This window comes from Brevibacterium aurantiacum (assembly GCF_003932995.1).
GTDB lineage: Bacteria > Actinomycetota > Actinomycetes > Actinomycetales > Brevibacteriaceae > Brevibacterium > Brevibacterium aurantiacum.
This window is the reverse complement of record NZ_CP025333.1, coordinates 2654795-2680068: the sequence shown is the minus strand read 5'-3', so window position 1 is coordinate 2680068 and position 25274 is coordinate 2654795. Positions and strand designations below refer to the sequence as shown.

The window sequence follows — 25274 nt, the reverse complement described above, 5'->3', positions numbered from 1 at the left end:
CTATGACCTTCAATCCGAATGCTGACATCTCGGGCAATAAGACCAGCCGACGAGGACGCAACACCGCCATCGTCGGCGGTGGCGGCGTCGGAGTCATCGGACTCCTTGTCTTCCTCATCGGGCCGCTGCTCGGCGTCGACGTCACCGGGTTGATGGGAGGTGTGATCGACAGTGAGCAGTCGTCACAGTCCTCGGGTGTCGAAGAGATGGCCCAATGTGACACGGGCGAAGATGCGAACAAGTCCATCGACTGCCGGATGGCCGGGGCGCAGGTCGTCCTCGACGATTACTGGTCCCAGCACGTCGACGGCTACGAGCCTCCGCTGCTGACCATCGTCGACGGTCAGACCTCAACTCAGTGCGGCACCGCGTCGAATGCGGTGGGTCCCTTCTACTGCCCGCCCGAGCAGGGCGTCTACATCGACCCGAGCTTCTTCGAGATCATGCGTCAGCAGTTCGGTGCCTCTGCCGACGAGCTCGCCCAGCTCTACATCGTCGGTCACGAGTGGGGTCATCACATCCAGAACATCACGGGCACGATGAGCGATCACCCGAACAACGGCACCGGAGCCGAGAGCAACGGCGTGCGCATCGAACTACAGGCCGACTGCTACGCCGGGGCATGGCTCGGCGACGTCACCTCCCTGACCGACGACAACGGCACCCCTTACCTGCAGACACCGAACCAGGAACAGATCGACGATGCCCTCAACGCCGCCTTCGTCGTCGGCGATGACCACATCCAGAAGCAGTCCTCGGGCTCCGTCAACCCCGAGTCCTTCACCCACGGCTCAAGCGAGCAGCGCCAGAAATGGTTCACCAGCGGATACGAGAACGGTCTCGGCAGCTGCGACACCTTCGGCGAGGCCTACTCCGGTTAGTCATACCGTGACCTCGGACCTTGACCCTGTTCGATCGCAGTTCAGTCGACGAGAGTGCGGCTCGGAAGACATGCCGGCCATTGAACAAGGAAATACGATGGCCGAATCCCGCCGCTATCGGAACAGACCGATAACTACCATCGAAATATGACCACTTCAGCTCCCGGCGCACTGGCATTCGACCCGAATAGAATTCCTTGGGAAATTACTCACGATGACGGTACGAAGTCTGCAACCCTTGTCGGTACGCGAAGCGCGGGGGAGATGTTTTCCTACGCGTTCTTCATTCCCGCCGGTATCTACGACGCGCCTCACTCACACATAGCTGCCGCGCACCTGCACGTAGCATCGGGCGAGCTTCGACTTGGCTATGGGCCATCGTTCGATCTCAATGATGCCGATTCGTACCCGGCAGGGTCGTTCCTCTATGTGCCTGCGGGCGATGTGCACTTCGACGGTGCCGATGAGGATACCGTGCTCATTGGTACCGCTACCGGTCCATGGAGCACCGAGTACCTGGCGGCCGTCTAAGGCGCAGGTCAGGTGTTTCGTCGTAGCTGCTGCCACTCGAGGAAGTGGTCGATCGCAATGCGGGTGTCGGGATGGGGAAGGAGCTGTCCGAAGTGGTCCCGGAGCGAGGGCAGCGACAGCCGTTCGACGAGGATCTTGCGGCCTGAGTGCAGAACGATATAGCAGCGGCGGTCGTTCCAGCCGGGTTCGGGTGGAGAGATCACCGCGACCTGTGACCAGGCGATGCTCACGCGTTTGAACCACGACTGGCCGAGAACCAGCCCTCCTTCATGGATCGTGGCACTCAATCGCCGTGTCATCAGGAATCGCAGGGTCACTGCAAGGAGCGCTAAGACACCGCAGGCAACGCACAATCCGCCGATGCCCCAATAGAGCGCGGCTTCACCGAAACCGCGCGTGCCTCCAGCGGAGTCCCTGAGGAACCATATGCCGACGAAGGCGATGCCGAAGATGATGAGGACGAGGCCGCAGACGAGGCCGACGACGAGGAGGGCGATGAGGGCGCCGGGCCAGTCGGATCGGCGGAGGCGTCCGAGATCCACTCTCACTGGTCCCAGCTGTTCTTCTCCGATGGTGTCCATTGCGTCTCCACATCTGTGTGCAGGCCTGTGCTCGTCGCCGAAATCCTAGGGCGTCCTGGGACAGATCCTATTTGGACAACCGTCTGCGGAACAACCACCGTGCGGCCGAGAGCGTGTGCCGTCGGATGCTCGAAGCACTATTCCGAAGTTAGTCATACCGTGATATGAATAAAGGGTCAGCTGTACCCGCATGCATCAAGGATGATCATGTCTTCACTGTTCCCGCACCTCTTCGAACCCATCACCCTGGGCACCCGAACCATCCGCAATCGCATCGTGTCCTCGGACCACGACACTGTCCTCGATGACCACGGGGCGATCGGCGATGATCTCGTCGCCTACCACGAGGCGCGAGCCCAAGGCGGGTGCGGGCTCATCGTCCTCCAAGTCTCCGGTGTCCACGAGACCGCCCGGTATACGAACCATGTGCTCATGGCCACTGACGATTCCTCGATCCCCGGATACCGGGCCGTCGCCGAGGCGGTCCACCGTCACGGTGCCACGATCTTCGCCCAGCTCTTCCACCCCGGTCGCGAGGTCATGGACGGCGAGCGTGGAATGGCCCCGCGGGCTGTGGCTCCCAGTGACACACCACAGGAGAGGTTCAAGGTCGTCCCCGAGGCCCTGAGCACCGAGGTGATCAAGGAGATCATTGCCGGATACGCCAGCGCCGCCAAGCGCATCACCGACGCCGGAATCGACGGCGTCGAGATCGTGGCCAGCCACGGCTACCTGCCCATTCAGTTCTTCAACCCGCGAGTCAATACCCGCACCGACGAATACGGGGGCAGTCCGGCCAGCCGTCGTCGGTTCCTCGCCGAGGTGGTCGCCGGGGTGCGCGCAGCGGTCGGGCCCGATGTGGTGGTGGGCCTGCGGATCTCGGGGGAGGAGAAGACCGAGGACGGTCTCGTCGCCACCGAGATCCTCGACCTCATCGAACACCTCGACTCCCTTGAATGCCTCGACTACTTCTCGATTACCGCCGGAGACTCGTCGACCCTGCAGGGTGCGGTGCACATCGTGCCCTCGATGCAGATCGACCCGGCCTACGCAGCAAGCCTGTCCGAGCAGGTCAAGAAGATCACCGACAAACCGGTCATGGTCGCCGGGCGGATCAATCAGCCCCACGAGGCGGAAAAAGCCATCGCCGAGGGCCGCACCGACATGGCGATCATGACCCGGGCGATGATCTGCGACCCGGAGATCGCGAACAAGTCCGGCCGCGATGCCGTGGACGAGATCCGAGCCTGCATCGGCTGCAACCAGGCCTGCATCGGACACTTCCAGATGGGCGTGCCCATCTCCTGCATCCAATACCCCGAATCCGGCAGGGAGCTGACGTTCCTGCCCAGACCCAGAGTGAGAACCCGACGCCGGGTCCTCGTCATCGGCGGCGGACCAGCCGGACTCAAGGCGGCAGCGGTGGCAGCCGAAGCCGGAGATGACGTCGTCCTCTGCGAACGCGAGCCCCACCTCGGCGGGGCCGTGCTGTTGGCCCAGGAGCTGCCCTATCGGTCCGAATTCGGGGGAGCGGCGACGAACCTGAGCGCCGAGGCGAAACGAGCCGGCGTCGACATCCGCACGTCGACCACGGTGACCCAGCAGATCCTCGACGAGGTGGCCCCCGAGCACGTGATCGTCGCGACCGGTGCCAAACAGCGCATGCCGCACATTGAAATTGACGACGGGGCATTCGTCATCGGGGCCCGGGACTATCTGAACACCCAGCCGATTCTGCCCACAGGCCGCGTGCTCGTCACCGATTGGAAGGGCGACTGGATCGGCCTGGGCATCGCACTGCGTCTGGCCGAAGCCCGCGTGCCGGTGACCCTGGCGACCGCGGCAAACTTCGCGGGCGCCGCGATCCAGCAGTACACACGCACACTGCTCATGTCTCAGGCTCTGCGGGCCGGAGTCGACTTCGTCAACGACGCACGCCTCGTCGGCGTCGACGCTGAGACCGGGTACCTGCAGTCCACGCTGTGCGAGATCGTCCACGAGGTCGACGGCGTGGCCGCCACGATCGTCTCCGGCGCCCCGCAGTCCGTGATCCCCGATCTCGACTTCGGGTCCGCGAGCGTTCACACCATAGGCGATGCCCTGGCCCCGCGGACAGTGGAAGAAGCAGTGTTCGAAGGACTCGAGGCTGCGAACAGCCTGGCCATGGTCTCGTGAGCTGCGAGCAGGTGGAAGTCCCATGACCCCGCGTCCCCAATACGGCGCCGCCGAGGTTGCGATCCGACGCAGCGCCATCCTCGAATCCGCCATCGACCAGATCGGGCACCGCGGTGTGGAGGCAGTGCGGATGAAGGACATCGCCGAGGTGGCCGGAGTCTCCGTGGGCACAGTGCAGTACTACTTCGGTTCCCGTGACGAGCTGCTCGTCCAAGCATTCTCGGCCCACAGCAGCTCCGTCGTCTCCGCCATCGCGGCTCTGTCCCACGTGCCGGGAACTGCGGGGGAGAAGCTGCAGGCGAGTCTGCACGCCGTGCCGCGAATCGCCGATCTGCGTCGGCGATCCCAGGTGTGGATTGAACTCGTCGCAGGCTCCGGCCGCAACGACTATCTCCGAGCCCCGGTCGATGCCGTCTTCACAGAATGGGGCGCCCACTTCCGGGAACTCATCACCGCCGGCATCGACGACGGAAGTTTCCGGCCGCAGGCGGACGTCGATCTCATCGTCGACACCCTCGTCGCAGTCATCGACGGCTTCGATCTTGCCGTGGCCGCCGGACGCAGCGCTGCCACACCTGTTCGGATCGCCGCCTCCCTCGAACTCATCGCCAGGGCGCTGTTGGGTATCGACGGCGGTGACGGCAGCAGCGACGGCAGTGACAGTAGCGGCAGCAGCGACAGCCCCAACGGCGACAGCGTCGCAAAGCGCCGAACCCGAGTGGTGTGATCTGTCTCTCGTTGCCGCAACGCCCGGCAACGCCCCGGGCGAACGCCTTCCACGCCGCCGATGAGCGGCTTGCGGGCGCGCGCTGGCGCCGGTGAAGAGACAATGCACTCGTGGCGCGCGCACAGCCACTGCCGCAGTCGTGGACTGTGCGCGGTATCCTTTTCGTATGGCGATTCTCGGTGACAGCGCAGCAGCCGCTGCGATTGATGCGTTCGGTACTGTCGGTACGGCGATGGTGACGCCGTTCAAGGACGACGGAACCATCGATTATCCTGCCGTGGAGAAGGTGGCGAACCACCTCGTCGACCTCGGCAACGACATGCTCGTCGTGTCCGGAACCACCGGCGAATCACCGACGACGACCGACGATGAGAAGATCGAGCTGCTCAAGGTCGTCCGCGGAGTCATCGGAGACCGCGCGAAGATCATTGCGGGCACCGGCAACAACGTCACCGCACACACCATCGATCTGTCCAAGCGTTCGGCTGCGGCCGGTGCCGACGGCATCCTCATCGTCACCCCCTACTACTCGAAGCCGACGCAGCCGGCGATCGCCGCTCACATGCGCGCGGCCGCCGACTCGACCGATCTTCCCGTCATGCTCTATGACATCCCGGGCCGCTCCGGTGTGCCCATCAGAACGGAGACCCTCCTCGGGTTGGCCGATCACCCCAACATCCTCGCGGTCAAGGACGCCAAGGGCGACCTCTTCGCCTCGGCGCAGGTGATGAACCGCAGCTCCCTCGTCTACTACTCGGGCGAGGACGCACTCAACCTTCCGCTGCTGGCTCTCGGTGCACTCGGCGTGGTCTCCGTTGCCGGCCACGTCTGCACACCGAGGTTCGCCGAGATGGTCGCCGCCGTGGCGAACAACGACCTCACCACCGCTCGCGCGATTGCCCATGAAACAGCAGACATGGTCGACGCGCTCATGAATCACATGCCGGGAGTCATCTCGGCCAAGGCCGCATTGCAGGCCCAAGGAATACTCGACAACCGCGGAACGCGAATGCCGCTGCTCCCAGCAGACGAAGAGCAGATGGCGCTCGTGACCGCCCAATTGACCAGGAGTGGTTACCTCAGTGAATAATGCATTGACCCAAGAATTGAAGCTTCCGCCGAAGATGGACGCAGAAGCCGTCCGCATTGTCGCGCTCGGCGGCCTCGGCGAAGTCGGACGCAATATGACCGTGTTCGAGTACCACGGCAAGCTGCTCATCGTTGACTGCGGCGTCCTCTTCCCCGAAGAGGATCAGCCCGGCGTCGACCTCATTCTTCCCGACTTCGCCTACCTCGATGATCGTCTCGACGACATCGTCGGCCTCGTGCTGACCCACGGCCACGAAGACCACATCGGTGCCGTTCCCTACCTGCTGCGCCGGCGGGCCGACATCCCGATCCTCGGCTCGAAGCTGACGATCGCGCTCATCGAGGCCAAGCTCAAGGAACACCGGATCAAGCCGATCACCCGTGTGGTCAAGGAAGACGACGTCGATCAGCTCGGTCCCTTCGACCTCGAGTTCGTCGCCGTCAACCACTCGATCCCCGACGCCCTCGCGGTCTTCATCCGCACCGGCGCCGGAAATATCCTCCACACCGGCGACTTCAAGATGGACCAGCTCCCTCTCGACGGCCGGATCACTGACCTGCGCGCCTTCGCCCGCCTCGGCGAAGAAGGCGTGGACCTGTTCATGACGGACTCGACGAACGCCGAGGTCCCCGGGTTCACCGCCCTGGAGAAGGACATCGGACCGGTTCTCGAGAACCTCTTCGGTCACGCCGAGCGTCGCATCATCGTCGCCTCGTTCTCCTCGCACATCCACCGCGTCCAGCAGGTGCTCAACGCCGCAGACGCGCACGGCCGCAAGGTTGCCCTCGTCGGTCGCTCGATGGTGCGCAACATGAAGATCGCCGAAGACCTCGGCTACCTCGAGGTTCCGCGCGGTGCCCTCATCGACATCAAAGAGGTCGACAAACTCCCCGATGACCAGGTCGTGCTCATGTGCACCGGTTCGCAGGGTGAGCCGATGGCCGCGCTCTCACGCATGGCCAACCGCAGCCACCGCGTCGAGGTGGGCGACGGCGACACCGTCATCCTCGCCTCCTCGCTCATCCCCGGCAACGAGAACTCAGTGTTCAAGGTCATCAATGGGCTGATGAAGCTGGGCGCCAACGTCATCTCGAAGGCAGACGCCAAGATCCACGTCTCCGGACACGCTTCCGGCGGCGAGCTGCTCTACTGCTACAACATCGTCAAGCCGCGCGGCGTCATGCCCGTCCACGGTGAATGGCGACACATGCTGGCCAACGCCAGGCACGCCGAGGCGACCGGAGTGAACCCGGACAACATCGTCCTGGCCGATGACGGTTGGGTCGTCGACCTCAAGGACGGCCACGCCGAGGTTGTGGGTGCAGTGGACTGCAACTTCGTCTTCGTCGACGGCTCCTCGGTCGGTGAGATCACCGAGGCGGACCTCAAGGACCGTCTCGTGCTCTCCGGCGAAGGCTTCGTCACGATCTTCATGGCCATCAACAGCCAGACCAAGTCCCTCATCGCCGGGCCCGAGATCCATGCCCGCGGTGTGGCCGAATCCGATTCGGTCTTCGACTCGATCATGCCGAAGGTCACCAAGGCCGTCGAAGACGCCCTCAAGGACGGAACGACGGACCAGTACCAGCTGCAGCAGGTCGTACGCCGCACGGTGGGACGCTGGGCGTCCTCGAAGCTGCGTCGCAAGCCGATGATCGTCCCCATGGTCGTCATCGTCTGAGTTCGTTCGACCACGCACATACAGTTCGCCCGCGGTAACCCTCACAGGAGGGTCCACCGCGGGCGAAGTGCATCTCAGGGCCCGGCCGGAGGTCGTCGCCTCAGTCCTCGACTGCCTTCTCCTTGGGTCGTGGCGTCTCGGCCACGAGTTCCTTGCCAGGTGACTTCCGGGCGAGGACGACGGCAACGATGAGTCCCACAAGGACTGCACCGAAGACGATCGTTCCCGAATTGAACCCGAGTCCGTTGATGCCGATGAAGGCCAGAGCACCGGCGGTCAGGGAGTAGACGAGCATCGGAATGGAGGTGCGCCTGATGAGCTCTCCTTCACGCCCGACCAGACCGACCGTCGCCGAGGCGGCGACGACATTGTGGACGGCGACCATGTTTCCGGCCGCTCCGCCCACGGCCTGCGCGGCGACGACCGTTTCGGGACTGGCAGCCCCGATCGCCGATCCGGTGGAGAACTGGAACTGCGAGAACATGATGTTCGAGACCGTGTTCGAACCGGCGACGAAGGCGCCCAGGGCACCGACGAACGGAGCCAACAGCGGCCAGCCGCTGCCGACGGTACTCGCGGCCGCCTCGGCGAGGGTCACCGGCATCGAGTCCAAACCGGAGGCGTTGTAGTCGCTGCCGGAGTTGATGAACACGCGCACCAAGGGCAGTGAACACAGCAGCGCCACGGCGGCGCCGGCGATCTGCGAACCTGCGATCTTCCACGAGCCGGCGATCTGAGAGCCGGTCATCCGGTGGATGAGATAGGTGCAGAGGCAGGCGATGACGAAGATGAAGCCCGGGGACCACAGGAGGTCCATATCCGAACTGATCGCGGTGCCGAAGATCTCCTTGACCTTGATGACGGCAGGCCCGGTGAGGAATTCCTTGACCGGGGGCACGTTGCGAGTGAAGAGCAGGAGCGCGACGACGATGAGGTAGGGCGACCACGCGCGGATCATCGACATCTTCTTCGTCAGCTCCGCTGCCTCATCGGCCGGGTCCACGGTGCCCATCCAGTGTTTGGGCCACATCTCACGCGGGGCGAAGTCCCAGGTCTTCTTCGGCATGAGGAATCCGGCTTTGCTGGCCGAGACCACGATCGCCAAACCGACGAGGCCGCCGATGAGCGAGGGGAATTCAGGCCCGAGCAGGTTGGCCACGAGGAGGTAGGGCACGATCATGGCCAGGGCCGAGAAGATAGCGAACGGCGCGATCGCCAGACCGTCGGCGAAGCGCCTGTTGCGGCCGAAGAATCCGGTCATCAGGCAGGACAGCAGAAGCGGGATGAGGATTCCGCAGATGCCGTGCATGAGGGCGACCTGGGCGGCAGTGTGGGCGATGAATTCGGATTGGCTGAGACCGAGTTCGGACGCTCTTGCCGCGACATCGGCAGACATGCTGCCGTCTTCCTTCGACAGCCCGGTGCCGATTCCGACGATCATGGGTGTTCCCACAGCACCGAAGCTCACCGGTGTGGACTGGATGATGAGACCGGCGAGGACCGCTGCGATGGCGGGGAAGCCGAGGGCGAGCAGCAGCGGTGCAACCACTGCGGCGGGTGTGCCGAAGCCGGCTGCGCCTTCGATGAAGGAACCGAAGAGCCAGGCGATGATGATGACCTGGACACGTCGATCCGGAGAGATCGAGACGAAGCCGGCGCGAATCGTCTGGATTGCTCCCGATCGTGTGACGGTGGCCAGGAGCAGGAGGGCGCCGAAGACGATCCACAGCAGCCCGATCGCGGTGAGCAGGCCTTGGACCACCGAAGCGCTGATCGTCACCCAGTCGATCTGCCACGCGAAGTTCGCGACGAGTGCGGCAGCGACCAGGCCGATCGGCATGGCATATTTCGCGGGCCAGCGAAACCCGATGAGCAGGATTCCAGCCAGGAGGATGGGGGCGAGCGCAAGAAGCGCCGCGACAGCGAGGTTGTCCATCGTGAATCCGATCCGCGGCATCGTTGCCGCTTGGTCGAGGAGTCCGCCCATCTCTGATCGGTTGATCAGCAGACGATGTGGTGCCGACTCCGCAAACGAAGTACCTGGCTTCATCGTGCCTGGTGGATTGTTGTACCGTCAAGGGAATCCTGCGTCTCACCTCGAGGGAAGCGTTTGACGAGATGTGCATCACCTCCTATTCTTTTCGTTGTGTGAACAATAAATTTCACGATGTGAAAGTTTCGCAGGCTAAACCCCGTTGCCAGCGATCAGCGATGCACTAGTGAAAGTGCCGAATAAGGAGAACCACCGATGACTGCTCAAATCGAGAATCTGGATATTCCAGAAGGCATGGAGATCACCGGCGAACTGCCGGACGGGGCAGAGAAGGTGCTCACCCCGAAGGCCCTCGAACTCATCGTCGAGCTGAACCGGAAGTTCAATGGGGTCCGCCTCGAACGACTGGAGGCTCGCAAGGAGCGCCAGGCGCAGATTGCCGCCGGCGCTGATCTGGACTTCCTCCCGGAGACCGCTGAGATCCGCAATGATCCCAGCTGGCAGGTCGCACCGCCGGCCCCGGGTCTCGAAGACCGTCGCGTCGAGGTCACCGGCCCCACCTACAAGAAGATGACGATCAACGCCCTGAACTCCGGCGCCAAGGTGTGGCTGGCCGATCAGGAAGACGCAAACACCCCGCAGTGGGATTCGGTCATCGGCGGCCAGGTCAACCTGCTCGACTCCCTGACCCGCGAGATCGACTTCACCTCACCAGAGGGCAAGTCCTACACGCTGGCTCCCGACGAGGAACTGCCGACCATCGTCGTGCGTCCTCGCGGCTGGCACATGCCGGAGAAGCACATCCTCGTCGACGGTGAAGAGGCCTCGGGCTCCCTCGTGGACTTCGCCCTCTACTTCTCCACCGCCGGGCAGATCCAGATCGAGAAGGGCAAGGGTCCCTACTTCTACCTGCCGAAGATGGAATCCCACCTCGAAGCGCGACTGTGGAACCAGGTCTTCGACCATGCCGAGGACGCCTTCGGCCTGGCACGCGGGACCATCCGCGCCACCGTGCTCATCGAAACCTACCCGGCCGCCTTCGAGATGGAGGAGATTCTCTACGAACTGCGTGAGCACTCCTCAGGTCTCAACGCCGGCCGCTGGGACTACATCTTCTCCGTGATCAAGAACTTCCGGTCCCGCGGCTCTGACTACCTGCTGCCCGACCGTTCGGATGTCACGATGACGGTGCCGTTCATGCGCGCCTACACCGAACTCCTCGTGCGCACCTGCCACAAGCGCGGTGCCCACGCGATCGGCGGCATGTCCGCCTTCGTTCCCTCCAAGGACAAGGACGAGAACGAGGCCGCCTTCAACAAGGTCCGCGAGGACAAGTCCCGTGAGGCCAGCAAGGGCTTCGACGGCTCCTGGGTCGCCCACCCCGGCATGGTCGCCCTCTGCAAGGAGGTCTTCACCGAGACACTGGGTGAGAACCCCAACCAGATCGAGAACAAGCGCGAAGACGTCTCCGTCGCCGCCGCCGATCTCCTCGACGTGAAGTCGACACCCGGCTCCATCACCGAGGCCGGCCTGCGCACCAACGTCAACGTCGGCATCCAGTACCTGCGCGCCTGGCTCGAAGGCAACGGTGCGGTCGCCATCCACGGACTCATGGAGGACGCGGCCACTGCCGAGATCTCCCGCTCCCAGGTATGGCAGTGGATGGACGCCGGAGTCGAACTCGACACCGGAGTCACCGTCACCGGCGACCTCGTCCGCCAGATCGTGTCCGAAGAGGTCGCGAAGCTGCCCGGTGAGGAAGCGGACTGGAAGGACGCCACCGACACGTTCCTGTCAGTGGCCGTCGCCGACGAATACGTCGACTTCCTGACCCTGCCGGCATACGCCCGTATGCCCTGAGTTTCGGTCCCCTGAGTCTCCACGGTTCAGGAGTCTCACCAGGTAAGAACGCCGTCGAAAATGTGCCCCGCAGCACATTTTCGGCGGCGTTCTTCGCTAAGCTCGACATCATCGACGCAAGGAAGCGGGAGTGGACATGAGCAGAATCGAATCGGTCCTCACACGGATCGAACCGCATTTGCCACCAGGGGCGATCGTCACCGACGAGAACGAACGCAAGACCTACGAATGCGATGGCCTGGCGGTGCACAGGACCGTCCCAGCCCTGGTCATCCGCGTCACCTCCACCGCCGAGGTGGCCCTGACCGTGGGTGCCTGCCATGAGTTCGATGTCCCCTTCGTCGCCCGCGGTTCGGGCACCGGTCTCTCCGGTGGAGCCCAACCCCATGCGGAGGGCGTGCTCATCGTCATGTCGACGATGCGAGACATCCTCGACATCGATCCTCTCGCCCAGCGTGCCATCGTGCAGCCCGGAGTCATCAACCTCAATCTCTCCAATGAGGCCAACCCGGGCGGCTACTACTTCGCCCCGGACCCCTCAAGCCAGAGCGTGTGCTCGATCGGCGGCAATGTCGCCGAGAACTCCGGCGGCGCCCACTGCCTCAAATACGGGTTCACCACCAACCACGTCACCGGCGTCACCCTCGTCACCGCCCGCGGCGACATCGTCGAGATCGGGGGAGACGCCCCCGAATACCCCGGCTACGACCTCCTCGGCGTGCTCTGCGGATCCGAGGGGACACTGGGCATCGTCACTGAGGTGACCGTGCGACTGACCCGCCTGCCCGAGGCAGTGGAGACGTTGCTCATCGGATTCGAGTCCACCGATGCCGCCGGTGAGGCAGTCAGCGACATCATTTCCGCGGGAATCATGCCCGCGGCCATCGAGATGATGGATGCCCTGACCATCGAGGCCGCCGAGAAGGCCGTGGCCTGCAACTATCCCGAGGGTGCCGGTGCCGTCCTCGTCGTCGAACTCGACGGTCCCGCCATCGACGTCGACCTCGAGCGTGAGACGGTCATCGCCCGGGCGAAGGACCATGGGGCCGGAGAGATCAGGGTCGCCGTGGACAATGTCGAACGCGGCCTGATCTGGAAGGGCCGCAAGTCCGCCTTCGCAGCCGTTGGCCGGATCAGCCCCGACTACATCGTCCAAGACGGGGTCATCCCACGGTCCCGGCTCGGGCCTGTGCTCGCCTCGATCTCCACGATCGCGGAGGAATGCGGGGTCCGCGTGGCCAACGTCTTCCATGCCGGCGACGGCAACCTGCATCCGCTCGTGCTCTTCGACGGTAGCGTGGAAGGCCAGACCGAACTGGCCGAGACCGCCTCGGGGCGCATCCTCGACCTGTGCCTGAGTGAAGGCGGGTCGATCACCGGTGAACACGGGGTCGGTTCCGACAAGGCCAAATTCATGCCGCGCATGTTCACCAACGACGACCTCGATACCATGCAGATCCTGCGCTGTGCCTTCGACCCGAACCATCTGTCCAACCCGGGCAAGGTCTTCCCGACTCCACGGCTGTGCGGGGAACCACCTCGGCGAACATCGGGGGAGCACCCACTGCAGGCAGCAGGAAAGGCGGAGCTGTTTTGACCGAAGAACTTCCCCGGATGGCCCGGCCCGAGAGCGTTGAGGAACTGTCAGAGCTCGTGGGCCGCGCCCATCGCGAATCTCGCACCATCGCCGTCTACGGCGGCGGGACCGCGCTCGATGACCACCCTCCGGGTCACACCCCGGGTCTCCTCATCGACATGGGAGGCCTCAACCAGGTCATCGAACACTCACCCGGGGACCTCATCCTCGTCGCCGGGGCCGGAGCCACGATCGCCGAACTCAATGCCGTCGCCGAGACCGGGGACCAAGAGCTCCTGCCGGACTTTCCCGCCGATCGCACCGATTCAGGCTCGACGTTGGGCGGTGCCATCGCCACCCGGGCCGTGGGACCGCGCCGCATCGGACGGCTGCCGCTGCGTGAAGTCGTCCTCGGCGTCACTGTCGTCCTCGCCGACGGAACCATCGCGAAGGCCGGTGGCAAGGTCGTCAAGAACGTCGCCGGCTACGACCTCGCCAAACTCATGACTGGTTCCTGGGGCACCCTGGGCATCATCGCCAGTGCCGCGCTCCGGCTCTACCCGAAGCCCCAGACCCAGGGATACGTCGAGATCCCCGGCGCCGAGGCGGCACTCGAAGTCATCGGCTCCCAGGTGGCTCCGGCCGCTGTGGAGATCGACCGGTCCCCGGGCGGACAAGCGTCGACCGTGGTCATGGTCGAAGGACTCGAAGAATCCGTCGCTTCGCGCACCGAGAGCATCGTCAGCGCCTACCCGGGCGCTCAGCGGTGCGTCGAGCCGAGCTGGTGGGCACGGCGGGCCCAGGCTCCGGTGACCATCCGGGCTTCGGTGTCTCCTGCACTGGTTCCCCAGCTGGTCGGAGAGATCGCCCGCCTCGAGGACACCATCGGCTACCCGATTCAGCTGCGCGGGTCCGCCATGGGTGTCTTCGATCTGGGCATCGGCGACCTCGACTCGGACCCCACGATCGCGACCCGAGTGGTTCTCGAACACCTGCGCTCCTGGGGTCAGAAGCAGCTGAGCGCGACCGTGCTCTGTGCCCCCGCCTCGGTGTGGGGCGACGTCGATGCGTGGGGCGAGATCCCCGGAGTCGGACTCATGCGCACCATCAAGGACCAGTTCGATCCGGACGGTCTGCTCTCACCCGGACGTGGAATAGGAGGACTGTGATGTCATGCGATTGCGGTGGCGCAGGAGGCTGCCAGGGCGGCGGAGCGCCCAAGGAGACGAGCGGACCGACACCGCTGGAAGCCACGATGGCGACCGCGGGCCAGGCCACGATGGAGATGGCCCCGCCGACCATGGACCATTCGGCCTTCGACGTCTTCAACCCACCGGACCCGGGGCTGATCGCCGACTGCGTCCACTGCGGCTTCTGCCTTCCCGCCTGCCCGACCTACCAGCTGTGGGGCAATGAGGAAGACTCACCGCGCGGGCGCATCTACCTGATGGAGAAGGGCCTGGAAGAGGGTCCGATGACCGCCTCGATGGTCGAGCACTTCGACGCCTGCCTGGGCTGCATGGCCTGCGTCAGCGCTTGCCCGTCCGGAGTCCAGTACGACAAACTCATCGAAGCCACCCGCGGTCAGGTCGAACGCAACGGAAAAGAGCACCGCAGCCGCGCCGAGGTGGCCCTGCGGGAGGCCATCTTCCAGCTGTTCCCGTACCCGGACCGTCTCAAGACCCTGCTGGCACCGCTCAAGCTCTACCAGCGGACGGGACTCTCGAATGTCATCCGCAAGTCCAAGGTCCTCGAGAAGCTCTCACCGACCCTGGCCACGATGGAGGCCATCGCACCGCCGGTGACGAAGAAGGTCACCATTCCCGCCACGAACCCGCCACGCTCTGCCGAAGGAGAGGCGTTGCCGGTCAGAGCCCGGGTGGGGATGCTGCTCGGCTGTGTGCAGCGGACCTTCTACCCGCAGGTGAATGCCGCCACTGTGCGCGTGCTCAACATGGAGGGCTGTGAGGTCGTCGTGCCGCAGTCACAGGGCTGCTGCGGGGCGCTGTCGGTCCATGCCGGACGCAGTGAGGAAGGTGAGGACTTCGCGCGCAGGATCGTGGACACATTCACCTCGGCGGAGGTGGACTATCTCGTCGTCAACTCCGCCGGCTGCGGGTCGACGATGAAGGAATACGCCGACATCCTCGCCGATGACCCCGCCTATGCCCAGCGCGCGAAGGAGCTGTCGGACAAGGTCAGGGACGTCACCGAGATCCTCGTCGAACTCGGTCCCAGTGCACCACGACATCCGGTGGCCGATGGGGGATTGCGCGTGGCGTACCACGACGCCTGCCACCTCTCCCATGCCCAAGGAGTGCGCAATCCACCACGTGAGCTCCTGGGCCAGATCCCCGGGATCGAGCTGGCTGCGATCAAGGATGCTGACACCTGCTGCGGATCGGCAGGCATCTACAACCTGGTGCGCCCGGAGACGGCTCGCGAGCTGGGGGACAAGAAGGCCACGAACATCGCCGCCACCAATGCCGCACTGGTTGTCACCGGCAATCCGGGGTGTCTGCTGCAGGTCACGGACGCTCTGCGCAGGCAGGGCGAGGCGACGCTGCCGACGGCGCACACGATCGAACTCCTCGACGCCTCACTCACCGGGGCAGGTGCCGGGGAACTGCTGGCACGCTGAGGCCCTCGGGCTACGCGCTACTTGACGATGAGCACCGGGCACTCGGCCTCGAGGATGACCCTCTGGGTGCTCGAGCCCAGCAGCAGCTTGACCACGGGCGAGCGGCGCTTGGAGGGCATGACGATGAGCTTGGCCTGCCACTCCTCGGCGAGGTCGATGATCTGGGAGGCCACATCGGAATCGGCGCGTTGGATCTCGAACTCGAGGTCCGCCTCGGCGAGCCGATCGGCCAGCTCCTTCGTCTGAGACAGGGCACCGGCCGAGGGCGCGGTCGTCGTATCCGATTCGAAGTGGACGACGCGCACAGCCGCGTTCTCTCGCTGGGCGGCGGCGATCGCCTGTTCGAGGAGCGCCGTCGACGATTCCGAACGGTAGGCCAGAATGATCGTATTCTGCGCATCGTCGATGCCGTCCGAGGCCGCCACCCGCAGCGAGGGCACCGGGAACCTGTGCTGGGGAGCTGAGTAGAAATCAGTCATATCGGTTGTGTTCCTATCCGATTGCGATGACGCCGATGAGGACGCCGACGGCCAGCATCACCAGGGAGACGATGAGGGCTCGCCACAGGACCTTCTTGTGATGGTCTCCGAGCTCGACTCCCGAAAGCGAGACGAGGAGCAGGATCGCGGGCACCAGCGGTGACTGCATGTGCACCGGCTGACCGGTGATCGAGGCGCGAGCCATATCGGCCGCGGAGATGCCGAAGTGGCTGGCGGTCTCGGCGAGCACGGGCAGGATGCCGAAGTAGAAGGCGTCGTTGCTCATGAAGAACGTCATCGGGATCGAGAGCAGCCCGGTGATCACGGCCATGTAGGGGCCCATGGACGAGGGGATGACGGCGACGAGCCACTCGGCCATGGCGTCGACCATTCCGGTCCCGCTCATGATGCCGGTGAGCACGCCGGCGGCCATGACCATGGCGACCACGGCGATGATCGCCGAGGCGTGTGAGGCCAGTTCTTCCTGCTGTGCCTTGATGTTGGGGAAGTTGACCATGAGTGCGATGACCATGGCGATCATGAACAGGTAGGGCAGGGGCAGCAGGTCGGCGATGAGCATGACCATCACGGCCACGGTCAGGATCAGGTTGAACCAGAAGAGCTTGGGACGCAGCGTCGCCCGGTTGGGGTCGAGCGCGGTGTCGGTCAGCGCAGAACCGGAACCAGAATTGTTACCGGAGCCGGCATCTAAACTATCGCTGTCGCCGTCGGCCAACGTCGCCGAGGTGGTGCCACCGTTGGCGGCACCCGATCCCGAGCCTGAGCTTGAGTTGGATCCTGAGCTTGAGCGGGCGACGGCACCGACGAGATCGGAGCGCTTCGATCCGGAAGTCCCCGAGCGGGCCTCATCGACCCAGGCCACACCGTTCTTGGCGAGACGGCGCCGTTCGGAGATGCCGAGGAAGTAGGCGAAGACGAAGCACACCAGCAGACCCGCTGCCAGAGCCGGGACCATGGGAGCGAAGATGTCGTTGGCATCGATCTGCAGGGCAGAGGAGGCGCGTGCCGTCGGACCGCCCCAGGGGACGATATTGAGCGTGCCGTTGATCAGGCCGGCGACACAGGTCAGCACCACCGGTGACATCTCCAGGCGCTGATAGATCGGCAGCATTGCGGCGGTGACGACGATGAACGTCGTCGACCCGTCGCCGTCGAGGGAGACCGCTCCGGTCAGCAGGGCTGTGCCCATGACGACCTTGACGGGATCGTGGCCGGCAACCTTGAGGATGAACCCGACGAGTTTGTCGAAGAGTCCCACGTCGATCATGATGCCGAAGTAGATGATGGCGAAGAGCAGCAGCGCAGCTGTCGAGGACATGTCTGCGATGGCGTCCATGACCATTTCGCCGATTCCCAGACCGGCGCCGGTGAACAGTCCGAACACGGTCGGGACGATGATCAGCGCCAGGATCGGTGAGAGTCGCTTCGTCATGATCAGCGTCATGAAGACGATGATCATCGCGAAACCAAGAATTACGAGCACGAACTTCTCCTATGAAGGCGGATGTGATGCCCGATACACCCTAGGGCGGTCACCGCGGCGGCGCGCGTTTGTGTGCACTGAACACGTTCTGCCTGTTTGGCACCTTTTGCGCATTTCGCTCATGCGTGGTTAGTGTGGGTTGGTGCCACGTCCCACTCGATCCTTTTCCCGCAGAGTCCTGCTCAGTCAGCTCGCGGTCATCGTGGTGACCTTGGCGCTGGTGACAGGCGTCTTCGCGTGGATGGGCGGCCGTTCGGTCACCGAGGTCACCGAGACCAAGGCGCTGGCGACGGCACGGACGCTGGCGATCGATCCCGAGGTCAGGAAGGGCTCCACCGAAGCCTCGGCACAGCCTGCGGGGGAAGCCGATGAAGCGATCACCACTCCGCTGCTCGAGATCACCGATGACCTGCGGGCGTCCTCGGGCATCGTCTTCGCCGTCATCACCGACGACCGCGGCATCCGACTGACCCACCCGGACCGGGACAACATCGGCAAGCGTGTCTCCACCTCCCCGGATGAAGCGCTGGCAGGTCGGGAGTCCGTGACGCATGAGCGCGGCACCCTGGGGGAGACCGTGCGGGCGAAGGTCCCGATCTATTCCACCGCCGATGACACGACCGTCGTCGGTGAAGTCTCCGTGGGCATTCATGCCTCGGTCCTCGATGCCGACCTGCGCCGCGAATTCCTCGTCCTCGGCTCGGTCGCCGTCCTCGCCCTGGCCATCGGCGTCATTGCGTCCCTGGCTCTGGGTCGCAGGCTGCGTCGCGAGACCTTGGGAGTCGGTCCCGAGGAGCTGGCAGAGATGGCACGTGACCAGGGTGCGGTCCTGCGTGGTCTCGATGATGGGGTGTTGGCATTCAGCTCGGCTGGGGTCCCGACCCTGAGCAACTCCACTGCCGAACAGCTGCTCGGCATCGCCCATGTCGAGGCGGGTACGGATGCCGATCGAGATTCCGATGCGCCCTCCCGTGCGGAGGTGCCGGAGGTGATCCGGAACATGATGCTCGAGGCACCCGATCACGGTGCACTGCGGCGGCGAGTCACCGTCGGCGACCGGATCCTGTTGGCCACAGCGGTCCGTGTCAGTCGTGATGGAGTCTCGGTCGGCGGGGTCGTCACCCTGCGCGATGAGACCCAGGTGCTGACCATGGCACGACAGCTCGAATCGGTGACCTCGATGGCCCGGGCCCTGCGCACACAGCGCCACGAATTCGCCAACCGTCTCCATACCGTCCTCGGCCTCGTCGACACCGGCGCCACCGACGAGGCACGGACCTACCTCGCCACGATCCTGCGCACCGGACCGATCACCACGCCCGTCGAAGGCATCGAGGTGATCACCGATCCTTACCTGCGTGCCCTGCTCGAAGCAAAAGGAACGACCGCCGCCGAGGTAGGTGTGAGCCTCGCAGTCACCCCCGATTCCCTGGTGCTGGGCCGGGTGAATGAACCCGAAGACGTCACGCTCATCCTCGGCAATCTCATCGACAATGCGGTCCGGGCGGTGGTGACGACGGCCAGCGGCAGCGGTGCTGAGAGTGCCGAGGAGGCTGAGGCTGTTGACCGGGCCGCTGAGATGTTCGGCAGGGTCGAGGTGACGCTGCTCGGGTCGGGTCCGGAACTGCATGCCGTCGTCACCGACACAGGTGGGGGAGTCGACGACGCGGATGCAGAATCCATCTTCGACGAGGGGACCAGCAGCGCCGAGGGCCTCGATCCAGACCATGGGCACGGCATCGGTCTGGCCCTGTGCCGACGAACCGCACGCCGACACTGCGGCAGAGTGTGGCTGCTGGCAGGTCACGACCCGGAACTGGGTGGTGCCGGTTTCGCCATGCACCTGCCCGATGTACTCAGCGACGACACGAACGACGAGCTTCACACAGACGACGAGGAGAGATGATGATCAACGTTCTGGTACTCGACGACGACTTCTATGTGGGGCAGATCCACTGCCGCTACGTCAACGAGGTCGCGGGATTCAATGCTCTGGAGCCCGTGAGAGATCTGCGCACCACACGCACGATCCTCGCCGAAGAGGACGTGGACCTGCTGCTGGCCGATTACGTTCTGCCCGAAGGCAACGGAGTCGAACTCATCCGGGAGACCGACGTCGATGCCATCGTGCTCTCGGCCGTGGCAGATTCCGAGGTGGTGCATTCGGCGCTGCGGGCGGGAGCAATGACCTACATTCTCAAACCCTTCGCCGCCGAAGAGCTGCAGGACTTCCTCAGACGCTATGCCCGCTACCGCCGTTACTGGGAGCGGGAGAAGGTGAGCCAGCCGGAGCTCGAACGTCAATTGCGTGGCCTGCATGACGTCTCCTCACCGGGGAGTGCACCGGCCAAAGGCTCGGGTTCGTCGACGACCGGACGGATCCTCGAAGCACTCGAGGGCGCTGATCAGCCGCTGACCGCCATGGAGGTCTCCGATGTCGTCGGCACCTCCCGCGCCACAGCGCAACGCCATTTGGCGAAGCTAGCCGAGTCACGTGCCGTCACCGTCTCACTCCAATACGGAAGCACCGGCAGACCCGAACACCTCTATGGAGTGGGGTGAGCCTTCAAGTGAGTCGTAGCTCCTAACGAGCAGTGATCGGTAGAGATCTGATCAACGCCTTGATAAACACTCTTCAGCACCGCGGAGTCGTGTTTGGAGCAAAGACTGTGTCCAATCGCTGTCCAGCCGGACATCGATCGGTCCTGGGGTTGGCCGGTCTGTTTTTCCTGGAGTGATTAATTCCGGGTCGAAGCCGTCTCTGACTGCAGTCATCCGACCGAGGTTGTATCTGCTGACTTCGTCCGGGCCTGCTGCGTGGAAGATTCCGTTCTCTCCGCCATCGGCGATTTCAAGCACCGGCTCCGCAAGGTCGGGTAAGTGCACAGAGAAATTCGAAAGTCTCGCAGACATCACCTAAGTAGGACTTAATGAGAACTGACCAACTGTTCGGTTCCGGTCAGCACTGCTGCGGTGACCGCCTTTCGACGCGGCAATACATTCGTGTGCACAGATACAGAAGGCCAGGAGTTGGCGCTTGTGGGGTGTAAACGAGACCAGAAACGTGACACCGGCGGTCAGTTGCCAACATGACTTGAAGTTTAAAATTAAATATGTATCAACTTCATACATGCAACTGGTCGCCCTAGTGGAGGTGAAATATTTGGATCTTCAGCCATGTGATTGGCACTCCTTCTGGTAGGGTTTAAGCATGCTTATTAACAACGATGTTTGTTTATTAGGTTCGAATGGTGTAGTGCGGGAGTAAGTGGCGTTTGGTTGTGAAAATATTTGGATTAATACACTCTATTCCAATGCTAGCCATTTACTTTCGCAAAATATAATTAAGCAATGTCAACGAAGGGTTTGTCCATGAAAGCACTGAATTCAGTCAAATACGCGTCGCTCGTTGGGTTGCTCGCGGCCTCGCTGGTAGGTGTCGGCACTGCGGCGTCGGCTACAGAGGGCGGTCCACCCAGCGCTACTCAGGAGGGGGCCTATGTCAAGACGGCTGAGTCGGCAGAGAAGCGCCTACCGTCTGGCCCGGCTTCCCTTGCGGCCGGGTTTTCAGATAAACAAAAACAAAGAGTCGGTGAGATATTGGCCGACCCCGAGTTCGGGGTTTCAGGTTCAGCTAAGAGTATCCAGAACAGGTATCCTGAGGTTGAGGTGGAAGACACGGTCGTCGATGACACGGGCACGCCAAGCGTTGACTCAGGGCAACGGGCCGCTCATGATATTTCCGCCACCTCTGCAAAGAACGGAAACAAGACTAAATCGCTAAAGACGAACTGGAAAATTCTCGGCGTCTCTTATGCGGAGATAAAGACCACCATGTCTTTCAATGTGAAAGACTGGAGAATTAAGAAAATTAACAGTTGCTATGGAACAATAGTGAACTATATTCCCCTGCGCCAAACGGATAAGCACAATACTTCGCAAATAAAGAGCGGGAAAGCTACTTGTATCACCAATGTCACTCTGGCACGTCCAGCTCAGAAGACTGTTTCCGGCAAGCACGGTTTCACTGCTAACGCTGATGGTAAAATGACCAAGACATGGGTCGGTTAATTGACCGCAGGAACTGGTGAAAGGGTTGTATGCTAGCACTTAATTTTCCTGAAATTTGTCTGCTGACACTTTGGAGCATCGGGGTCATCGCCGCGATCGGTGGGCGGAGGGCCGACGGATACAGCCCGCGGTATTTTGTGATCATTGCGGTTGCGTTGTTCGTTCCAGTAATTGGTTCGGTGATTTCATTGGTTAATCTTGCGATGGTCCGCAATGATCTGAATCAATTGTCAAAAGGACGTGTGTCGGAAGGTCGTTGACTCTACGTTGAGCGCGAGTTGAGTCATCCCTGGTCAAGCCTGAATTGGTGGCCAGGGATGACGCCACCCTTTCGTCTCCTAGGATTCACCTAAACGGGGCACCCGCTGATGGTTTCGGAAGCCGGGCTCGTCGTGGCGTGTGTCACTGGATGATGTTGTTTCGGGGGCTCATGGTAAATGACCGTGTAGAACCGGCTTGAAGCCATCGGACTCAAGAAAGCACCTTGCGATGTAATGAGTGAGATTGCGGAACCCCGGTGCCGATCTCCAAAGATGTCCGAGCCTGCCGTTGACGGCCTCCGTTGGCTCGTTGGACGTTCCGCGCCCGCTGAAGAACTCCAGCATGTCAGTTTCGCATCGATTCGGCGTTCGTCCCCACCGCTTCAGTTCGGGCAGCCCGGCACATAGACCCGACGCGAAGGTATCGATGACAGCTGGCAAGCGCCACTTAAGCCACTTATCATTCCTGCGGTCCTCACTCTGGTAGGCGGTGATGATGTCTTGGTAGACACTCCAGGTGACTTCGACTTCAGTGAAATTTGTGTCGGCGAAGAGTCTCGCTACTCTCCGGTGCTGAGTGGTCGTGAGTAGAGTGGTGCCCGTATGCAGCATTCGCCTCGCCCGATGCAGAGGGTCCATGGCTTGACCGCAATGCCCCGGTGTTTCTTGATGGATACGGCGACGAGTCTCATTGAATGCATCGCTAGCGAGCTTGACGGCATGGAACCGATCCCTGACTTCGACGGCATCGGGTAGTTCCTCGGCAGCAGCGGTCTTGAAAACTGCCAACTCGTCCATCGCAATGTCTTCAATGCGATCACGTCAGTTCTAGGGTCGTGCGTTCAACCACTGCTCGCGGCCAGGAACGACTCGACCCAGACCGAACGAAAACTAGGTCGGAACCCGTCTGGGACGCGCAGTCGGTTCCGGATGCATGGCGGGCTATGCGGCAGTACCGGCGTAAGAGAGCGATGCGTGATGAACAGACTCTGAATCTGTAGCGCAACCGTGCCTTTGTCATCCTCGGGGGAGACTCGCAACCGAAGTCAGCGAGGTTCGTCGAAACCAAGGGAGCGGAGAAAGTCTTCGATGAGAAGGCCTATGACCGAGCGATGAAGCTGTCTGGGTACAAAGGACACGTCACCAATATTCCAAGAACCATCGTGCCAGTACGGGCGATCATCGGCAACTATCGTGACCTCTGGCACGTCGAGCTGTCGTTTCGGATGTCGAAGACAGAACTTGATGCCAGGCCGATGTTACACAGGACCGGGGACGCGATCGAGGCAAACCTGAGGGTGGTGTTCACTGCGTTAGGCGCCGCACGGTTCATGCAGGATTCGACTGGATTGTTGTTGAAGAAGATCATCACGACGTTGCGTCCGTTGCGGGAGTTCGTTGGTGTCATTGGTGATCAGGAGATCACGTTTGCTGGAGAAATCCGGCGGCCGGCAAAAGACATCCTAGACGCGCTACAGGCCGCCCGATGAAGTCGACTCCGCCAGGTTCACTAGACCTGTGCAACCAGGTGATTCACCGCGGCCGACCCCGGTCCCGGCCGTAGCCCAATTCCTTCCGCCCAGGAAAGCTTGAGGATGAAATGCAGAATTACGATCAAGGCTCGTTGGGTCGACAGCTGGTTCCTGAAACTGTTGTCGAAACTAGCGGCGGTGGTTGGTCATACAGAGCAACCGCTGAACTGGTCCAAACCCACTGATATCGAGATCGAGCAGGATGCGCCGGTCAGGATCGGAGTCGGTGTCCGTTACATCGGAAGGGGAAAGCTGCTGGGTGTCCCTGTGACGGAACTGCCGGCACACAGCACCTCCGAGCTCAATTCAGGTGTCATCACATTCCGGAACGGAATCTGGAACCACGAGCCCTTCAAGCTGGTATGAGGCTCAATCAGATTCCACTTCAGCATCACCGGCGGCATCACCGGCGGCGCCAAGCAGGTCTAGCTCGCGCGGCAGAGTCCGCATCCGCAGGAGCGGAGACGCGAGCACAGGAATCGAAGCGGCAAGCGAACAGGCCGCGAGGATCCACATCGTGGTGGGCACACCGAGCCTGTCGCCGAGGAACCCGGCGAGTAATGAACCTAGTGGCATCGGTCCCCAGACGAGGAATCGGATCGATGCGTTCATGCGTCCCAGCAGCGGCTTCGGGCACAGGCGCTGACGAAAGCTGACTTGGGCGATGTTGTAGACGACGACCGCCCAGCCGGTGACAAGACTGGCCACGAGCATCGTCGGGAAGGCGGGCAGAACCGTGGCCAGGGGCATTCCGAAGAAGCTCAATCCACCCAGTAGTGCGGACACCGAGATGCTCGTGCCCTCACCGAGTCGTGTCTGCACCCAGGCGGCACTGAGAGCACCGAGGATTCCCCCGATCGCGCTCGCCGACATGATGATGCCCAGCTGAACCTGGCTCAGTTCCAACGTCGTCAGCACGAACAGCACCAGGAGGGCGAAGATGCCCGAGGCTGCGAAGTTCGTCAGACCCGTGCATGCCGTGATCCGGCGCAGCAGCTGGTGCCCGAGGACGAAACCCAAGCCCTCACGGATCTCGGAGATGAAGCCGGTGCGGGTCGCGGGCTCCGGCGGCGTTTCGCGATGACGGATACTGCTGACGAAAAGACTCGACAGTCCCATGCAGACACTGGTCAGGCCTACTGTCAGTGGGGCGCCAATGGCTGTGACGAGGCCCGAGGCCAGGGTCGGTCCCACGACTCCTGCCGTCTGCTGGCTGGCTTGCAGCTTGCCATTGCCGTCCCCAATGGATCCGCCCTCGACGAGCTCGGGCAGATACGACTGATTCGCGATATCGAAGAAGACGGTGACGATCCCGACTCCTGCCGCCACAAGGTAGAGCTGGATCATGCTCAGAGCGCCGAACGCCCAAGCCAGCGGGATGCTCAGCAGAATGGCGGCACGCACGATGTCGCCGGAGACGATGACGATCTTCTTCGGTAATCGATCGATCCAGGCACCGGCCGGCAGGCTGATGAGGAGGAAGGCTGCCGATTCCAGTGTCGCGAGAAGCCCCATCTGGAAGGCGTCGGCGTCCAAGAGGCTGACGGCGATGAGGGGGAGTGCGAAGAAGACGAGCTGAGACCCGAACACGGAGACGGTGTCACCCGCCCACAGCTTCATGAAGTCGCGGTGGCTCCACAGAGGTGAGCGTTTCGGTGATGTGGGGTCGGCTGTAACCATAGCTCGTCCTTG

At 62.8% G+C, this 25274-nt stretch carries 20 protein-coding genes and 1 pseudogene; 15 read left to right on the top strand and 6 right to left on the bottom strand.

The window, feature by feature from the left end:
• Positions 1 to 2 precede the first annotated feature (2 nt).
• Complete coding sequence (ypfJ, locus tag CXR25_RS12295) at positions 3 to 881, top strand: KPN_02809 family neutral zinc metallopeptidase (RefSeq protein WP_096177836.1); 879 nt, start codon at positions 3 to 5, stop codon at positions 879 to 881.
• A gap of 147 nt (positions 882 to 1028) precedes the next feature.
• Positions 1029 to 1412 carry a cupin domain-containing protein gene (locus CXR25_RS12290; protein ID WP_125240596.1) on the top strand — a complete coding sequence of 128 codons (384 nt, stop codon included), beginning with the start codon at positions 1029 to 1031 and terminating at the stop codon, positions 1410 to 1412.
• Between the two features lie 8 nt (positions 1413 to 1420).
• Here the strand turns inward: CXR25_RS12290 and CXR25_RS12285 are convergent, their stop codons facing one another.
• Entirely contained in the window at positions 1421 to 1993 is a 573-nt protein-coding gene (locus CXR25_RS12285) for a hypothetical protein (protein ID WP_125240595.1), read from the bottom strand.
• Positions 1994 to 2200: 207 nt separating this feature from the next.
• Between CXR25_RS12285 and CXR25_RS12280 the strand changes: the two genes are divergently transcribed.
• The 4 genes from CXR25_RS12280 to CXR25_RS12265 all read left to right on the top strand — a co-directional run bounded on the left by CXR25_RS12280 (position 2201) and on the right by CXR25_RS12265 (position 7666).
• Positions 2201 to 4168, top strand: a complete 1968-nt coding sequence (locus CXR25_RS12280; RefSeq protein ID WP_125240594.1) for an NADH:flavin oxidoreductase — start codon at positions 2201 to 2203, stop codon at positions 4166 to 4168.
• Between the two features lie 22 nt (positions 4169 to 4190).
• Entirely contained in the window at positions 4191 to 4895 is a 705-nt protein-coding gene (locus CXR25_RS12275; protein ID WP_069600419.1) for a TetR/AcrR family transcriptional regulator, read from the top strand.
• Positions 4896 to 5061: 166 nt separating this feature from the next.
• Complete coding sequence (gene dapA, locus CXR25_RS12270; RefSeq protein ID WP_069600418.1) at positions 5062 to 5985, top strand: 4-hydroxy-tetrahydrodipicolinate synthase; 924 nt, start codon at positions 5062 to 5064, stop codon at positions 5983 to 5985.
• Positions 5986 to 6019: 34 nt separating this feature from the next.
• A complete protein-coding gene (locus tag CXR25_RS12265; RefSeq protein WP_009882967.1) occupies positions 6020 to 7666 on the top strand; it encodes a ribonuclease J in 1647 nt (548 codons plus the stop codon).
• 100 nt (positions 7667 to 7766) lie between these two features.
• On the opposite strand, the gene CXR25_RS12260 is transcribed toward CXR25_RS12265, so the two are convergent.
• On the bottom strand, positions 7767 to 9716 hold the full coding sequence (locus CXR25_RS12260) for an L-lactate permease (RefSeq protein ID WP_096162778.1): 1950 nt from the start codon (positions 9714 to 9716) through the stop codon (positions 7767 to 7769).
• Positions 9717 to 9914: 198 nt separating this feature from the next.
• On the opposite strand from CXR25_RS12260, the gene aceB reads away from it, so the two are divergent.
• From aceB to CXR25_RS12240, 4 genes are all read left to right on the top strand, one after another.
• Positions 9915 to 11519: a malate synthase A gene (gene aceB / locus CXR25_RS12255; RefSeq protein ID WP_009882965.1), complete on the top strand. Its 1605-nt coding sequence runs from the start codon at positions 9915 to 9917 to the stop codon at positions 11517 to 11519.
• Between the two features lie 136 nt (positions 11520 to 11655).
• A complete protein-coding gene (locus tag CXR25_RS12250; protein WP_069601384.1) occupies positions 11656 to 13116 on the top strand; it encodes an FAD-linked oxidase C-terminal domain-containing protein in 1461 nt (486 codons plus the stop codon).
• Positions 13113 to 14264: an FAD-binding oxidoreductase gene (locus CXR25_RS12245; protein WP_125178218.1), complete on the top strand. Its 1152-nt coding sequence runs from the start codon at positions 13113 to 13115 to the stop codon at positions 14262 to 14264. Before CXR25_RS12250 ends, CXR25_RS12245 begins: the two co-directional genes overlap by 4 nt.
• The gene (locus CXR25_RS12240) at positions 14264 to 15736 is read left to right on the top strand and encodes a heterodisulfide reductase-related iron-sulfur binding cluster (protein WP_181871772.1); all 1473 of its coding nucleotides are present in this window, start codon (positions 14264 to 14266) and stop codon (positions 15734 to 15736) included. The genes CXR25_RS12245 and CXR25_RS12240 overlap by 1 nt, the downstream gene beginning before the upstream one ends.
• 17 nt (positions 15737 to 15753) lie before the next feature.
• Here CXR25_RS12240 and CXR25_RS12235 read toward each other — a convergent pair whose 3' ends face one another.
• Entirely contained in the window at positions 15754 to 16215 is a 462-nt protein-coding gene (locus CXR25_RS12235) for a universal stress protein (RefSeq protein ID WP_069600415.1), read from the bottom strand.
• Between the two features lie 13 nt (positions 16216 to 16228).
• Positions 16229 to 17719 (bottom strand): CitMHS family transporter, encoded by a 1491-nt coding sequence (locus tag CXR25_RS12230; RefSeq protein ID WP_009882958.1) that lies wholly within the window; start codon positions 17717 to 17719, stop codon positions 16229 to 16231.
• Positions 17720 to 17861: 142 nt separating this feature from the next.
• On the opposite strand from CXR25_RS12230, the gene CXR25_RS12225 reads away from it, so the two are divergent.
• The 3 genes from CXR25_RS12225 (at position 17862) to CXR25_RS12215 (ending at position 21790) form a co-directional block, all read left to right on the top strand.
• On the top strand, positions 17862 to 19625 hold the full coding sequence (locus CXR25_RS12225; protein ID WP_236850437.1) for a sensor histidine kinase: 1764 nt from the start codon (positions 17862 to 17864) through the stop codon (positions 19623 to 19625).
• Complete coding sequence (locus CXR25_RS12220; RefSeq protein WP_069600413.1) at positions 19622 to 20281, top strand: response regulator; 660 nt, start codon at positions 19622 to 19624, stop codon at positions 20279 to 20281. The genes CXR25_RS12225 and CXR25_RS12220 overlap by 4 nt, the downstream gene beginning before the upstream one ends.
• 789 nt (positions 20282 to 21070) lie before the next feature.
• Positions 21071 to 21790: a hypothetical protein gene (locus CXR25_RS12215; protein ID WP_125178217.1), complete on the top strand. Its 720-nt coding sequence runs from the start codon at positions 21071 to 21073 to the stop codon at positions 21788 to 21790.
• Between the two features lie 428 nt (positions 21791 to 22218).
• Here the strand turns inward: CXR25_RS12215 and CXR25_RS12210 are convergent.
• A pseudogene (locus CXR25_RS12210) lies at positions 22219 to 22872 on the bottom strand (transposase); the annotation flags it as partial.
• A 197-nt stretch (positions 22873 to 23069) separates the two neighbouring features.
• Between CXR25_RS12210 and CXR25_RS12205 the strand changes: the two are divergent.
• Together CXR25_RS12205 and CXR25_RS12200 are read left to right on the top strand one after the other, a co-directional pair.
• Positions 23070 to 23540 carry an IS1634 family transposase gene (locus CXR25_RS12205; protein ID WP_420836564.1) on the top strand — a complete coding sequence of 157 codons (471 nt, stop codon included), beginning with the start codon at positions 23070 to 23072 and terminating at the stop codon, positions 23538 to 23540.
• A 105-nt stretch (positions 23541 to 23645) separates the two neighbouring features.
• Positions 23646 to 23948: a hypothetical protein gene (locus tag CXR25_RS12200; RefSeq protein ID WP_069600409.1), complete on the top strand. Its 303-nt coding sequence runs from the start codon at positions 23646 to 23648 to the stop codon at positions 23946 to 23948.
• Positions 23949 to 23951: 3 nt separating this feature from the next.
• Here CXR25_RS12200 and CXR25_RS12195 read toward each other — a convergent pair whose 3' ends face one another.
• The gene (locus tag CXR25_RS12195; RefSeq protein ID WP_069600408.1) at positions 23952 to 25262 is read right to left on the bottom strand and encodes an MFS transporter; all 1311 of its coding nucleotides are present in this window, start codon (positions 25260 to 25262) and stop codon (positions 23952 to 23954) included.
• Between the last annotated feature and the right edge of the window lie 12 nt (positions 25263 to 25274).